At 36.0% G+C, this 15,037-nt stretch carries 11 protein-coding genes and 1 tRNA gene; 10 read left to right on the top strand and 2 right to left on the bottom strand.

Features of this window, described 5'->3' with window-relative positions:
- Positions 1 to 102 precede the first annotated feature (102 nt).
- Positions 103 to 240, bottom strand: coding sequence for a 50S ribosomal protein L34 (locus COU51_02600; GenBank protein ID PIR66703.1), 138 nt, complete (start codon positions 238 to 240; stop codon positions 103 to 105).
- A 180-nt stretch (positions 241 to 420) separates the two neighbouring features.
- Between COU51_02600 and COU51_02595 the strand changes: the two genes are divergently transcribed.
- From COU51_02595 to COU51_02560, 8 genes are all read left to right on the top strand, one after another.
- Positions 421 to 1,797, top strand: a complete 1,377-nt coding sequence (locus tag COU51_02595) for a chromosomal replication initiator protein DnaA (protein ID PIR66702.1) — start codon at positions 421 to 423, stop codon at positions 1,795 to 1,797.
- A 330-nt stretch (positions 1,798 to 2,127) separates the two neighbouring features.
- The gene (gene dnaN, locus COU51_02590; protein PIR66701.1) at positions 2,128 to 3,249 is read left to right on the top strand and encodes a DNA polymerase III subunit beta; all 1,122 of its coding nucleotides are present in this window, start codon (positions 2,128 to 2,130) and stop codon (positions 3,247 to 3,249) included.
- Positions 3,250 to 3,397: 148 nt separating this feature from the next.
- On the top strand, positions 3,398 to 6,226 hold the full coding sequence (locus tag COU51_02585; GenBank protein ID PIR66700.1) for a hypothetical protein: 2,829 nt from the start codon (positions 3,398 to 3,400) through the stop codon (positions 6,224 to 6,226).
- 19 nt (positions 6,227 to 6,245) lie between these two features.
- Positions 6,246 to 7,298 carry a DNA-protecting protein DprA gene (gene dprA, locus COU51_02580; protein PIR66699.1) on the top strand — a complete coding sequence of 351 codons (1,053 nt, stop codon included), beginning with the start codon at positions 6,246 to 6,248 and terminating at the stop codon, positions 7,296 to 7,298.
- 2 nt (positions 7,299 to 7,300) lie between these two features.
- A complete protein-coding gene (locus tag COU51_02575) occupies positions 7,301 to 8,641 on the top strand; it encodes a hypothetical protein (protein ID PIR66698.1) in 1,341 nt (446 codons plus the stop codon).
- A 3-nt stretch (positions 8,642 to 8,644) separates the two neighbouring features.
- Positions 8,645 to 10,834, top strand: coding sequence for a type I DNA topoisomerase (locus COU51_02570; GenBank protein PIR66697.1), 2,190 nt, complete (start codon positions 8,645 to 8,647; stop codon positions 10,832 to 10,834).
- Positions 10,835 to 10,987: 153 nt separating this feature from the next.
- The gene (locus COU51_02565) at positions 10,988 to 12,502 is read left to right on the top strand and encodes a hypothetical protein (protein ID PIR66696.1); all 1,515 of its coding nucleotides are present in this window, start codon (positions 10,988 to 10,990) and stop codon (positions 12,500 to 12,502) included.
- A 374-nt stretch (positions 12,503 to 12,876) separates the two neighbouring features.
- Complete coding sequence (locus COU51_02560) at positions 12,877 to 13,113, top strand: hypothetical protein (protein PIR66695.1); 237 nt, start codon at positions 12,877 to 12,879, stop codon at positions 13,111 to 13,113.
- A 174-nt stretch (positions 13,114 to 13,287) separates the two neighbouring features.
- Here the strand turns inward: COU51_02560 and COU51_02555 are convergent.
- Positions 13,288 to 13,374: transfer RNA gene (locus COU51_02555), tRNA-Leu, on the bottom strand.
- 400 nt (positions 13,375 to 13,774) lie between these two features.
- Here COU51_02555 and COU51_02550 point away from each other — a divergent pair.
- Both COU51_02550 and COU51_02545 read left to right on the top strand, forming a co-directional pair.
- Complete coding sequence (locus tag COU51_02550; protein ID PIR66704.1) at positions 13,775 to 14,014, top strand: hypothetical protein; 240 nt, start codon at positions 13,775 to 13,777, stop codon at positions 14,012 to 14,014.
- A gap of 14 nt (positions 14,015 to 14,028) precedes the next feature.
- The gene (locus COU51_02545) at positions 14,029 to 14,460 is read left to right on the top strand and encodes a hypothetical protein (GenBank protein PIR66694.1); all 432 of its coding nucleotides are present in this window, start codon (positions 14,029 to 14,031) and stop codon (positions 14,458 to 14,460) included.
- Positions 14,461 to 15,037 lie beyond the last annotated feature (577 nt).

The following is a 15,037-nucleotide window of genomic DNA, read 5'->3' as shown; positions in this document are numbered from 1 at the left end:
CACAAAATCATATAACACGGAACATAGGACCCGTAACAATTCAATAAGGTTACCCTAAAAAAATTATTATGAATTCTAAATTGCGAGTTATGGGTTATAGATTTATGGAGTAAGCTTTTTTCTTCCTTTTTCTCTTCGGCTTTTCAAAACCTTTTTACCGGCTTTTGTTGCCATTTTTTTTCTAAACCCATGAGTTCTGGCTCTTTTTCGTTTTTTTGGTTGATAAGTGCGTTTAGGCATATTGGGTAATTACTAATTTTATAAATATATTATATCAGTTTTTAATGCCCCTGTCAACTTTATCCACATTTTTAAAAAGTTATCCACAGTTTGCCTCTTTTTTCCACAATTTTGCAAAGTTATTAACATATATGCTATTATTCCTAATAAGGTATTGTCGCTAATAATTATTTTCAAAATATGAATAATGATGAGCTTTGGCAATCCGCATTGGGTGAGCTAGAACTAACTTTATCAAAAGCAAATTTTACGACGTGGTTTAAAAATACCTCTATTTCTTCTTTTGAAAAAAATAATATAATAATAGCTGTTCCAAACGCATTTACAAAAAGCTGGCTTGAACAAAAATATAACGAGGAAATTAAAAAAACTCTTCAAAAACTAACCGGACAGCCATTACTCGGCCTGATCTATAAAGTTGAGCCGAGATATTCACTAAACACGAATGTAGTTATTATAAAAGATTCTCAAATAAACCCATCTGAGACAGCGGTTCCTGAACAAAAAAGGGATCGTCTTAATAAGTTTGGGCTTAACCCGAAATATGTTTTTGACACATTTATCGTTGGAAAAAGCAATGAGTTGGCACACGCCGCCTGCCAAGCGGTTGCTGCCAGACCCGGAAAAGCATACAACCCTCTATTTATATACGGTGGCGTCGGTCTTGGGAAAACTCATCTTTTGCACGCCGTTGGTCACGAACTTTTAAAGAAAAACCCGGAAACAAAAATTCTTTATTTAACCTGCGAAAAATTTACAACAGAATACACAAACGCAATCCGCTTAAAAAAGATGAAAGAATTTAAAGACAAGTACCGCGGGGTTGATTTATTGTTGGTAGATGATATCCAAATTTTAACAGGAAAAGAAGGAACCCAAGAAGAGTTCTTCCATACCTATAACGAACTACACCAATCCGACAGACAAATTATTGTAACCTGTGATAAGGCGCCAAAAGAAATTCCCGGGCTTGAAGAGCGTCTTCGCTCCCGTCTTGAGTGGGGAATGGTTGCCGACATATCCTCCCCAGACCTTGAAACAAGAATCGCTATTTTACAATCAAAATGCCAAGAAAAAAAATATAACCTTGACAGGCGAATATTACAATACATTGCGGCAAACATCCAAAGCAATATTAGAGAACTGGAAGGTGTTTTAACAAAAATAATTGCTTATCATCAACTTCGGAACGCCTCTCCTTCTTTTGAAATCATAAAAAACATTGTTTCTGGTTTTGCTCCCAATAAAACAAAAAAAAACATCACAACAAAACACCTAGTAAACACGATCTGTGATTTTTATAACCTAGACACTAATGAGCTTTTTGGGAAAACAAGAGAAAAAAGAGTTGCTTGGCCGCGACAAGTCTTAATGTATTTAATGCGCGAGGAACTTAGTTTTTCTTTCCCAACAATAGGAAAGGAAGTTGGTGGGAAAGACCATACGACCGTTATGCACGCATGTAGTAAAATAAAAAAAGCGATAGAAGGAAATATACAATTAAAACAAGATTTGGAAACATTAAAACAGAACGCCTATAACAGCCCCACTATATAATATTGTGGGGGTAAGTTGTAGATATCGGTGTGGAAAAACAGTGTATAAAACAACGGGTTTTCCACAAGAAATATTTTGACATCTACAAGCTGTTAACAAAGACCGAAAACACACACAAAATAAAGAACGGGTTATAAACAATAAAGGGGGGTTTAAATTGTTTTATTTAACCTCTTTTTTATAAAAAAAATTATTTTATCCCCGCTATCCACAGACCTACTACTAGTACTATCTATTAATAAATATAAAGAAGAAAAGCTGTATTGCAAAACAGATAAACAAAAACTGTTGATAAGAGTTTACTGCCCACTGCTTACAGTCCATAGCTTTATGAAGTTTGTTTGTACACAAGAAAATCTACAACAAGGACTTTTGGTTGCGAGCCACATTAATACAAAAAACATCAATCTTCCCATATTAAATAATGTGTTGCTTAGAGTTTCTAATAACACGCTAAAATTAATTTCTACAAATCTTGAAATTGCCGTTACAACAAAAATTCGTGGTAAGTCAGAAGCAGATGGAGAATATACCGTTCCAGCAAAGCTTTTAGCAGACTATGTTTCTTTGTTACCAAAAGAAAACGCGACACTTTCATTAGAAGATGGTTTCTTGCGCGTTTCGTGTGGGAATAAAACAACAAAAATAAAAGGCATTGATTCAACCGATTTTCCAGTAATCCCACAAATAGAAAAAAAGACAGTTTTTTATATTGATGGGCAAAAATTACGACGAGCATTGTCGCAAGTTTCTTTTGCTGTTTTACCAACTGAAACCAGACCAGAAATTTCCGGCGTTTTTGTTAGTTTTAATTCTCAGCCAGGGATAGCCACACTAGTTGCCACAGATAGCTTTCGTTTAGCTGAAAAAAAGATAACCCTTTCAGAAAAATCATCAAAAGATAATATTCAAATAATTATTCCACTTAAAACAACCTGGGAATTGTCGAATATTTTATCAATAATTTCTGGTGATAATGATTTATTGGAGGTTTGTGTTGATGATGGGCAAGTATTTTTTGGATACAACGGGACAGAGCTAACCTCCCGTCTTATAGAGGGGGCATTTCCAGACTATCAACAAATTATTCCAAAAGAGTTTAATACAATCGCCAAACTTTCTGTCCCTGATTTGTTGTCTGGCGCAAAAAGCGCAAGCCTGTTTTCTCGCTCCGGGCTCAATGATATAAAATTAAATATTTTACCAACAAAAAAAAGCGTAGAGGTTTATTCAACAGATAATCAAACGGGAGAACAAAAAACTATTGTTTCTGGGGTTGTAAACGGGAAAGAAAATAAAATTGTTTTAAATCACAGATATCTTGTTGATGGACTTTCTAATTTAGGATCATTAGAGGCAACGCTAGAAACGATAGACGAAAACAGTCCGTGTCTTATTCGCCCGAACGGGGACAATAACTATATTTATGTTGTAATGCCGATAAAACAATAATACACAAGAAGCGCTGTAGAATATTATAAATCCCGCTTGGCGGGATTTTAAAATTGAAAAAATTAGTTTTATGATATACTATTATTATTGACGTTATACAGAGTTTGTATTAATATAAAGAACGAGACGCTAATTTTCGTGTTATTTTATGAAATATTTTTCTCCAAAAAAATGGAAAGATACGGAAATAAAATTTAAGGAACGGGTTACTAAATATAAAAAAATAAACAAAAGAAATAAAAAAGGCTTGAAAAAAATGATTTCAACCTTGTTTTTAATTTTTCTTTTATTTTTTTTCGTCGGTGGAACTGTTGGTGCGGGATATTATGCTTGGCTTATGAAAAAGTTACCAAGCCCGGACAAGATTATTGATCGCCAAGTTGAACAAACTACAAAAATATACGATCGTACAGGGGAAAAGCTTTTATACGAGTTTCATGGAGACCAAAGTAGAGTTATTCTAGAGCTTGATGAAATATCTTCCTATGTTAAGTTTGCGACATTGGTTGCAGAAGATAGAAATTTTTATGAACACCATGGATTTGATTTTAAGGGTTTTATAAGGTCTGTTTTAAAAAATATATTAACTGGTAGTCGAGTTGGCGGATCTACAATCACACAACAGTTCGTCAAAAATGCTGTTTTAACCCCAGAAAAAACATATACCAGAAAGATAAAAGAGCTTCTTATTGCATATCAGCTGGAAAATGAGTTTTCTAAAGATGAAATTTTGAAAATGTATCTCAATGAGATTCCGTATGGTTCTGTTGTCTATGGTATTGAGTCGGCTTCTAATAGATATTTTGCTAAAAGCGCAAAAGACCTTTCTATTGCTGAAGCAGCAATGCTCGCGTCTATACCAAAGGCAACAACATACTATAATCCTTTTGGTTCGCACCGCGATGATCTTGAGGCTAGATATAAATATGTGATAGATTCGATGGCTGGAGAAGGATATATAACAAAAGAAGAGGCGGAAACAGCAAAAAAAGAAGACGTCTTTTCTAATTTACAAGAAAAGGCATCCTCTATTTTGGCGCCACATTTTGTATTTTATGTTAAAGAGTATTTAAGTGAAATACTCGGAGAACAAATGGTAGAGCAGGGCGGGCTTAGGGTTACAACTTCATTAGATTTGGATATGCAGGAGTTTGCTGAAGAGGCGATAACGGACAAAAAAGACCTTATAAACTCTTTCAATGCGACGAATGCCTCTTTGGTGGCACTTGACCCAAAAACAGGCGAGGTGCTGGCCATGGTGGGTTCTCTTGATTATTACGACAAAGAGATTGATGGTAATGTAAATGTTTCTCTTCGTTCACGTCAGCCGGGCTCATCTTTTAAACCAATTGTTTATGCAACTGCATTTTCTATGGGCTATACGCCAAACACAATTCTTTTTGATGTTGAGACAACACACCCTACTATTATTGAGGAAGATGGTTATACACCAAAAAATTATGATTTAAAAGAACATGGTCCGGTTTCGGCAAGAAAGGCGCTCGCCGGGTCATTAAATATTCCAGCGGTAAAAATGCTATATTTAGCAGGTGTAGAAAAAGTTTTAAATCTTGCCGACTCGTTGGGGTATACAACATTAAAAGATCGTTCAAGGTTTGGGCTTTCTCTTGTTTTGGGCGGAGGAGAGGTAAAGCTTTTAGAGCATGTTAGCGCTTTTTCTGCTTTTGCTAATGATGGGGAACGTGCAGATATAACGCCAGTACTAAAAGTATTGGACTCCAAAGGAAAAACAATTTATGAAGAAAAAATAAAAATAAAAAAAGTTCTTAATGAAGAAATTGCCAGACAAATAAGCGACGTTCTTTCTGATAATGCTGCGCGTGAATATGTTTTTGGCGCAAATAATTATTTAAATGTTGGTTTTCCAGCCGCAGTAAAAACAGGAACAACGAATGATTATAAAGATGCCTGGACACTTGGATATACTCCGGATTTGGCTGTTGGTGTTTGGGTGGGCAATAATAATAATAATGAAATGAAGCGTGGGGCAGCCGGAGGAGTTGTGGCCGCTCCGATTTGGAATCAATTTATAAAACAAGCAGTAAAAGACAAAACGAAAGAATTTGTAAAACCTAAACCAGTTATAATTGGAAAACCTATTTTAGACGGCGAAGAAATTCCAGGCTCCATTGTAAAGATTGATAAATATTCAGGACAGCTTGCGACCGATTTTACACCTGAGAGCTCGATTGTAGAGAAGACATACAAAGAGATTCATAATATTTTATATTATGTAGATAGAAGCAACCCACAAGGTCCTGTCCCGGCCGATCCCACAAAAGATCCATATTATAACGCCTGGGAAGATGCTGTGAAAAAGTGGGTAGAAAAAAATAATTTTTTAAGCGAACTTCCGCCAAACGGATATGACGATGTTCATGTGCCAATTAATAAACCACAGATATCAATAACCTCCCCAGGGAATAATGATTCGGTCGGGAGAAGTTTTACAGTAAGCGTAAAAACGTCAGCCCCGCGAGGAGTCTCTCGTGTTGAATATTATATTGATGATAGCTTACTTTATACTGCCAACGTATATCCTTTTTATGGCAACATAAGCTTGCCTTCAGGGATAGGTTCTGGCTTTCATCGTCTTAAGGTGGTTAGTTATGACGATATTGATAATAACAATAATCATGAAATTAATATAAACACTACAAGTGGAGGAGGGGTGGCGAATGAATTTGTCTGGATATCTCCACAAAATAATTTTGTAATTATAAGCTTTCCAATAAATATAACATTTAATATGCCTAAGGCAGAAAATGTTTCTCTTTGGTATAAAAAAAGTGACAATATGGATTATTATAAAATAGGAGAAAAGCAATATCCAAATGGATACACCTCTATTCCTTGGGACGGAAGCGGAACATCTTCAGGTACATACACGGTTAAGGCAATTATTAAAAATGGAACCGACATCAAGGAAAAAGAAATGGTTGTTGTTGTAAAGTAATTATAAAAAAAGAAAATTTATGCGAGAGATTTTGTTATTGTTAAATAAATACTTCTATTCAAAACCAACAGAACTTCGAAAAATATTAGAAGGATTTCAAAAAATAGAAGACACACTGGAGGCGCCGAAAGACGCTTTTTTTAAATTAGGAATACAAGGCAAAGCGTTCGATGAATTTATAAAATCAAGAAGCGAAGAAATTTTAAAATTAAAATTTCCAGAAGACATCAACGTGGTAACTATTTTAGATAATAATTATCCGGAAAAATTAAAAAATATTTATGACGCGCCTCCAATATTTTTTTATAAGGGGGATATCTCCTGTTTTAATAAAAAATGCTTAGCCGTAGTGGGTTCTAGAAAAATGAGTTCTTATGGTCAGCGAGCAGTGAGTCGAATTGTAAAAGACTTATGCAGAGACTTCACGATAATAAGTGGGCTAGCATATGGTGTCGACGGTTTTTCACATCAAATTACGGTAGATAATAACGAAAAAACCGTAGCCATTTTGGGTTCTGGGTTACAAAAAATTTATCCGAGCGCAAACGTTGGCTTGGCAGAAAAAATTATTTTTTGCGGAGGCGCAATCATTTCTGAATATCCTCCAAATGCTGATCCTCAAAAATTTCATTTTCCAATGAGAAATAGAATTATTGCCGGACTTTCGGACGGGATTTTAATTATTGAAGGCGGAAAAAAATCAGGAACTCTTATTACCGCCAAGCTGGGGGTTGATTTTGGAGCGGATATCTTTGCTATTCCAAATGGAATTTTTGAGCCCAACTCTGAAGGCGTAAATTATCTTATTAAATGCGGGGCGCACTTAGTAACGGACGCAAAAGATATATTAGAGTTTTATGGAGTAGAGAGTAATATCCAAAAAACAGAGTTTAAACCAACGAATGATTGGCAGAAGAATATCTTGGAAGTTTTAATAAATGGTCCAAAAACAGTAGATGAAATAGCTGGCTTGACAAGAATTGGTTTAACTGATTTAATGGGAGAGCTTATTGATTTGGAACTTTTAGAAGCAATAAAAGTAATAGAAGGAAAAAAGTATATAAAGATATAGTTATGCAGAGTATAAAAACATATGAAGAGGCGCTTATTTTTTTACATTCATTAAATAACGCTTCTGCGATGCAGACAAAACGAACACCGGCAATGGCAAGAAAGCGGTTAAATAAAATTTCAAATTTTTTAGATTTTTTAGGCAACCCTCAAGACAAGCTCAACATAATACATATTGCAGGTACCAGTGGAAAAGGCTCACTTACGGAGATGCTTCATAATATTTTTTCAAGTAGTGAAAAAAAAACAGGAAGCTATACATCTCCTCACGTATCCGCTTTTATTGAAAGAATAAAGATTGATGGAAGATACATTGGGGAAAAAGAGCTTATAGATCTGCTTAATTTTTTTATAAAAAAACTTGATCAATTTGTATTAAAAACAAAAGAAGACGCGCTAAATTTTTACGAGCTGTCTTTTTGTATAGCGATCTATTATTTTTATATAAAAAAATGTAAAACCGTTATAATTGAAACTGGACTTGGAGGAAGAGCTGACACCTCTAACGTTATAAAAAAACCCGTTTTCACTATAATCACGAATATAGGAAGAGACCATCTGGATATTTTTAGCTCATTAAAAGAAATAGCCAGAGAAAAAGCAGGGATAATAAAACCCGGTGTTCCAATTCTTACGGGTGAAAAAGATGCAAGATGGATTAAGATTTTTAAGCAAGAAGCAAAAAAATCAAAATTGCAAATCGTTGACTATAAATTATTAAAAAATATTGAAACAAACTTAGATGGCACAACGTTTCAATATAAAGATGAACAATATAAATTGAATATGCCAGGGGCGCACCAAGCAAGAAATGCTATTCTCGCAATAGAGTGCGCAAAATATTTCAAAATTGATAAAAATCAAATAAGTAAAGGATTAAAGACTGCTTTTATGCCGGCGAGAATGGAGGTAGTCCAGAAAACACCACTTATAATTATAGATGGCGCGCACAACGAAGATAAACTTAATGCAATGATAGAATTTTTAAAAACCTACTCCAAAAAGAAAGGAAAAAAATATTTAATTTTGGGAATGGCAAAAAATAAAAAAATAAAAAAATCTTTTTTGGAGATAATAAAATATTTTGATGCCATTTATTTTACCAGATTTTCAAATCCTTTTAGAAAAGCGTTTGGATATAACGACTGGAAGTCAAAACTTGCAAAACAAAACAATTTTAAGTTATATTATAATCATTATGCAAAGGATGCTTTAGTCTTAGTATCAAAGAAGCTTAAAAAAGATGATTTGCTAATTATTACGGGTTCGCTTTTTTTGGCAGGAGAGCTTAGGAAAGAGTGGTATCCAGAGCAAAAGATAATTAAAAATAGAAAATCAAAATAATTTATGAAATTACTTATCGTTGAGTCACCCACAAAGGCAAAAACAATTAGCAGTATTTTGAAGGGAAAATATAAAGTAGTCTCTTCTTTTGGGCATATACGCGATTTACCTAAAAGCGAGATGGGGATTGATATAGAACATAATTTTAAGCCTCACTATATTATTCCAAGAGAAAAAACAAAAAAAGTGAATGAACTGGTAAAAGAAGGAGAAAGCGCTGACGAGGTATATTTTGGAACTGACGAAGACAGAGAGGGCGAAGCTATTTCGTGGCACCTTTGTCATATTTTAAACATCAAACCCGAAGACGCAAAAAGAATTGCTTTTCATGAAATTACTGACGAAGCTTTAGCTGAAGCGATAGAAAATCCAAGGCACCTTGATATGGATTTAGTAGATGCTCAACAAGCACGTAGAATTTTGGATCGTTTAGTAGGGTATGAGTTATCTCCTTTTTTATGGAAAAAAGTTGCCAAAGGACTTTCTGCGGGACGCGTTCAATCGGTGGCCCTTCGTCTTGTGGTAGAGCGTGAAAGAGAAGTGCAAGACTTTAAACTGGACGAGTATTGGAGTTTGGATGCGGTTCTATTAAAAGACAAAAAAGAGTTTACCGCAAAACTATATAAAACAGGCGATAAGACATTGGATAAGCTTGATATAAAAAACGAAAAACAAATAAAAAAAATAATAGACGAGTTAAAGGACGCTTCATATGTAATAGAGGATTTGAAAGAAAAAGAAGCAAAACGTCAGCCACAAGCACCATTTACAACATCTTCTTTGCAACAGGAAGCTAATAAACACCTTGGATTTAGCGCCAAACAAACAATGAAGTTAGCGCAAGAATTATATGAAGGTATTAATTTGGCGAGTAGCGGACATATTGGTCTCATTACTTATATGCGTACTGATTCGTGCAATTTGTCAGAAAAATTTACCGGCGAAGTTAAGAATTGGATAAGCAAAACACTTGGTGTGGAATATGCCGAAAGTTTATCTAGAAAATTTAAAACAAAAACAAGAAGCGCGCAAGAAGCCCATGAAGCAATCCGCCCAACGTCAATAGCAAGAGTTCCGGGAGATGTAAAAGAGCATTTAAATAGAAACCAATTGCGTTTGTATGATTTAATTTGGAAAAGGGCGGTAGCTAGCCAAGCAAAACCGGCTCGTTTTTTACAAACAACAGCAGAAATTTCAGCAGGAGATTATCGGTTCAAAGCTAATGGTAATATTATGCTTTTCGATGGTTTCATGAAAATATCAGGGGCTGATAACAAAGACGTAATCTTGCCAAAATTAAATGAAAAAGATAAACTAAAACTGAAAGCATTGGAGTCAAAACAACATTTTACAGAACCGCCTGCGAGATATAGCGACGCTACATTGGTCAAAGCATTGGAAGAACACGGTATTGGGCGTCCTTCTACATATGCGCCGATTATATCTACAATTGTTGAACGTGGATATGTTTCTCGTGATGAAAACAAAAAATTTCAGCCAAAAGAAATTGCCCTCCTAGTTAATGATCTTTTGGTAGAAAACTTTCCAGAAATAGTAGAATATGAATTTACGGCTCATCTTGAAGATGCCCTCGATGATATTGCCGAAGGGAAAAAAGAATGGGAACCTGTTATTAGAGAATTTTATGAACCATTTAAGAAAAATTTAATAGAAAAATATAAAGAAGTGAAAAAATCTGATGTTTTGAAAGGAGAAACAAAAGAAGTTTGTGAAGTTTGCGGTGCTCCGATGATTGTTAGGATGTCGCGATATGGAAAATTTTTAGCATGTAGTGCATTTCCAGAATGTAAGTTTACAAAGCCGTTGGGTGGTAAAAAAGGTGAAGAAGAGGTTAAGGAGTCTGATGAATTTTGTGATAAATGCGGATCGAAAATGCTTATCAAAGAAGGGAAATATGGAAAATTTTTAGGATGCTCGGGTTATCCAAAATGTAAAAACATGAAACCGATAAACGACGATACTGGCGTTTCTTGCCCCAGCTGTAAAACCGGACACGTTGTTGCCAGAAGAACAAAACGCGGAAGAATTTTTTTCGGATGTTCCAGTTATCCAAAATGTAATTTTGCTCTTTGGTCAAAACCAACAGGAAAAAAATGTCCGGAGTGTGATTCGCTTATAGTTGTTGATGGAAAAGGAAAAGAAAAATGCAGTAATAAAGAGTGTAAAAGTTAGTATCAGATATTTAATATTTTCATACAATTTCAAACACCTCCGGCTAATCGGAGGTGTTTGATTATAGTTAAAGTATAATTACAAAACAAACACTTGACTTTATTTTTTGAGGTTTATAAAATAGTTATATATTAAATATTTATAAACATTTTTATGTCCAAGATTTTAACATCTGCAATCATCGGATTAGAAGGCGCTTTGGTAGAAGTAGAGTCGGACATAGCAAATGGATTGCCGGGGTTTACTATCGTAGGGCTTCCGGACGCATCAATAAAAGAATCCAAAGAACGGGTAAGAAGCGCAATAAAAAATAGTGGGTTCAAATTTCCTCCATCCAAAACGACAATTAATTTGGCGCCTGCGGATATTAAAAAAGAGGGTTCGTTATATGACTTGCCGATTGCGGCAAGTATTTTAGTATCTAACGGTGTTCTTCCGGAGCCAAAAGAAGAAATAATGCTTTTAGGAGAGCTGGCGCTTGATGGAAATCTTAGAAAAGTAAATGGTGTTATTTCTTGCGCGCTTCTTGCGAAAGAAAAAGGAATTAAAAAAATTATCTTACCGCAAGAAAATGCTAAAGAAGCAGCGATTGTTCCTGGCATAGAAGCATATGGGGCGGATAGTTTGCGTCATGTTGTTGCGCACCTGAGAGGAGAAAAAGAGGTTCTTCCTTCAGAAGAGCAGGTCTTCAATTTTGATTATGAGAGCGAATCATATGATTATGACTTTGCTTATGTAAAAGGCCAAGAGCAAGCGAAATATGCCCTTGAGGTTGCTGCTGCTGGTGGACACAATGTTTTACTTCTCGGTCCTCCGGGTTCTGGGAAAAGTATGCTTGCCCAAGCTTTACCGTCTATTTTACCAAAGATAAGTTTTAGGGAAGCGTTAGAAGTAAGTAAAATATATTCTGTTTGCGGGTATCTTTCCGGCACAAAGCCGATTGTGATGAGGAGACCGTTTCGTTCACCACACCATACTGCATCAGCCGTATCATTAATTGGTGGGGGTAGTAGTCCAAAACCTGGAGAAATTAGCTTGGCGCATCGAGGAGTTCTTTTTATGGATGAATTACCGGAATTTGGCCGAGCAGTATTAGAAAGTTTGCGTCAACCTTTGGAAGATGGGGTTGTCACCGTTTCTCGTATTGCCGGAATTTTGCGTTTTCCGGCAAAGTTTATTTTGCTTGCCGCGCAGAATCCTTGTCCTTGCGGATATTATGGCGACGCTTCGCATCCTTGTAAATGTTCTCCGGCGCAAATTTTGAAATATTCAAAAAAAGTTTCAGGGCCATTATTGGACAGAATTGATTTGCACGTTGAAGTTCCTGCGGTTCCAATTGAAGAGCTGGAAAAAAGAGTTGAAGGAGAGTCGTCAAAAACCGTCCGAGAGCGTGTTGAAAAATGTCGCAAGATACAAGAAGAAAGATTTCAAAATGAGAATATTTTTACAAATAGCGAAATGAATTCACAGCAGATATCACAACATTGTATTTTGGATAACGAAGCGAATCAAAAATTAAAAGATGTTTGTAATTTTTATAATCTTTCAGCTAGGAGTTACTATAGATTGTTAAGAGTTTCCAGAACTATTGCCGACCTGGAAGATGCGGAAAATATTAACAAGAGTCATGTTGCCCGCGCCGCGCAATTCCGGATGACTAATAAATAAAACTTGTAGAGAGTTAATTATTTTTTAAGAAAGAAAAAGCCCCGCAAACCAGAATTGGTTGCGGGGCATGTGTTGGTAGGAAAAAGGAGCTAGGTGACGCATCCGACCTTGAAGGACTGGCCGTTCACGATGACGTGGGTAAGAGCCATATCTCTACGAGACAAGGTTATCACCCGCTTGCCACTCTTGTCGCCGATGATACGGCGACGGGCATTGTAGCTCACGCGCCGGGTGTCGCGACGCTCATTGTAACGAATGTCGATGGTTCGTATGCTCCACTTCTCCACCACCTCGGGTTCGGGCCGAGCTTCCTTGTAGAGATTCTCTTCTTCATTTACTAGGTCAAGGATGCTTGCGCTCTGATCCATCTCGTTGTGGCAGTTATTCTCCCTACAGTCAAGGCACTCACAGTCGATGCTGTTGGTGCAGGGCGTGTGTACGCCGGGAATGGGATCGTTCTTCTGTCCGTCCCAGAGGCGGTCGAAGCGTTTGCTTTCGGTTTCGTCATAGAGACGATCAGGGGAGATGTCCATATCGCTCGCTCGGAGCTGGAAGGACTTGTAGTCCAAGCCGAGCTTGAAGACGCTGATGGCGTCTGCCGGCAGTCCTAACTCTTGACAGAGCAGGGGCATAGAGTCGGTCTCGTCGTCCGAGAAGATTCCGGGAACGAGAGGCTCCAGATCGCTCATGTTGCTGTATCCTAAGGGGTCGGCGGTGGTGAGACAGGGGTTATAGCTCTTCATTTCTCTCCATTCCTTTCTTTGACTTTGTTAAAAATGAGCCGTTAGTACCTGGAGGGGGACTCGAACCCCCACGTCCATGTGGACTAGGGATTTTAAGTCCCCTGCGTCTACCGGTTTCGCCACCCAGGCAATTTTTTATTTTAGATTTAAGAAAAATATAGCACATTTTAATTATTTTAATAATAGCACATTTTAATTATTTTGTCAAGAGCTTTAGCTATTTTTACCTAAATTTAGATAAAAAATAGCTAAAATATTCGAAAAAAGTTAAAGATTGTATGTATATATTTCATAAAGCCGGTTATATTTTAATATTTTAGCTATATTGACCATTTGGGGCTTTATTGTATAATATAGGTATAATTCATAAATTGATATTTATATGGGTAAATCAGTATTTTCAAAAGAATTTTTAGCAAAGATAAAAGAACAACTTTTAGCAAAAAAAGAAGACTTGGAAAACGAACTTTCTGCCTTTGCTGATAAAAGTACAGTGGAGGAAGATGATTATAATACGCGCTTTCCGGAGATGGGCGACAAGTCCGACGAGAATGCGGCTGAGGTTGCCGAATACACAAAAAATCTTACTTTAGAGGATACTTTAGAAAAGGCATTGAAAGATGTTAACGAAACACTTATTAGGTTAGAAAAAGGTGAATATGGCATTTGTAAGTATTGCAACGAACCGATTGCGGAAAAGCGTCTTTTGGCTCGACCGGTTTCTTCATCGTGTATAGAATGTAAGAAAAAACTTACCTTAGAAGCGTAAGTAATCAATGCAACATGAAAAAATATTACTTTGTTATTTCAGTTATTCTTTTTGTCGTAGATAGACTTATGAAATATTTAGCCCCCTCAATAAATTTTGAGGGTGGTTTTATTAAGTTTGGATTATTCACAAATTATGCCGGAGCTTTTAGTCTGCCAATTGTCGGAATAGCTTATAATTTTATAGGGATTGCTTTAGTTGTGATTTTTGTATTTTTCTTTTTTAAAGAATTCAAAATAAAAAGTTATAGTTTAGAACTTATAGCTTATAGTTTGATTATCCTCGGAGGTATATCAAATCTTTTTGATCGAATTGTCTTTGGCTATGTTATTGATTATATAAATATTATAGATAAAAGTTTTTTCAACCTTGCGGACGGGATGATATTAGCAGGTATTGGTATTTTTATTACAGCGCAATTTATAAAACGGAAAATAAGCAGTTAACTTCAAGATAGGCTTAATGTTTTGACTAATACCTTCGCTGTTTGGCGACGGTATTTTTTATTTTTAGTATTTTTATAAAAAAAAGACCCGGAGGGTTCCAATTTATTAAATTAATAAGTGAACCGCGGGTCCGTGGACACAAAGGTATAGGATCCATTCGCAGGTAAGAACGCCTATAAAGGAACTCTTATCTGCGAATGAAACCATGCTCAACCTCAGCCCATATAACGAACGCTTCTCTACCGTTTTGTGGAGTGTAACCCTATAGACATCCCATGCATTGTCTATTTTGCGGGCGCTCCAACTGCCTGTCTTTTTATTATTTTATTTTTATTTTATGCAAAAACAGTAAAGAAGAGGGAAAATTCTTGAATCTTCTCTATTTGAGAGAAAAAATGTAATGAACGCGCCGATTTTCCGGCAAAGTGTGCCAAAGAACTATATAGGACTAAATAGTATAACTGCTATGTTCCGCTTGGCGGAAGTAGCAGAACTTTTAACTATTTTTACTGTCCTACTTATAGTATATCATTCTTTTTTATCTTTGTCAATATATTAAAATGCTAAATTTAGCTAA

The organism is Parcubacteria group bacterium CG10_big_fil_rev_8_21_14_0_10_36_14 (genome assembly GCA_002772895.1).
Lineage (GTDB): Bacteria > Patescibacteriota > Patescibacteriia.
This window is presented reverse-complemented; position numbering and strand designations above follow the sequence as displayed.

Excerpts from the sequence above, each read along its gene's own strand:
- COU51_02570 (PIR66697.1), top strand. The coding sequence starts at position 8,645 with ATGAAATTACTTATCGTTGAGTCACCCACAAAGGCAAAAACAATTAGC.
- COU51_02585 (PIR66700.1), top strand. The coding sequence starts at position 3,398 with ATGAAATATTTTTCTCCAAAAAAATGGAAAGATACGGAAATAAAATTT.
- dnaN (PIR66701.1), top strand. The coding sequence starts at position 2,128 with ATGAAGTTTGTTTGTACACAAGAAAATCTACAACAAGGACTTTTGGTT.
- COU51_02600 (PIR66703.1), bottom strand. The coding sequence starts at position 240 with ATGCCTAAACGCACTTATCAACCAAAAAAACGAAAAAGAGCCAGAACT.
- COU51_02545 (PIR66694.1), top strand. The coding sequence starts at position 14,029 with ATGAAAAAATATTACTTTGTTATTTCAGTTATTCTTTTTGTCGTAGAT.
- COU51_02565 (PIR66696.1), top strand. The coding sequence starts at position 10,988 with ATGTCCAAGATTTTAACATCTGCAATCATCGGATTAGAAGGCGCTTTG.
- dprA (PIR66699.1), top strand. The coding sequence starts at position 6,246 with ATGCGAGAGATTTTGTTATTGTTAAATAAATACTTCTATTCAAAACCA.
- COU51_02550 (PIR66704.1), top strand. The coding sequence starts at position 13,775 with ATGGGCGACAAGTCCGACGAGAATGCGGCTGAGGTTGCCGAATACACA.
- COU51_02595 (PIR66702.1), top strand. The coding sequence starts at position 421 with ATGAATAATGATGAGCTTTGGCAATCCGCATTGGGTGAGCTAGAACTA.
- COU51_02575 (PIR66698.1), top strand. The coding sequence starts at position 7,301 with ATGCAGAGTATAAAAACATATGAAGAGGCGCTTATTTTTTTACATTCA.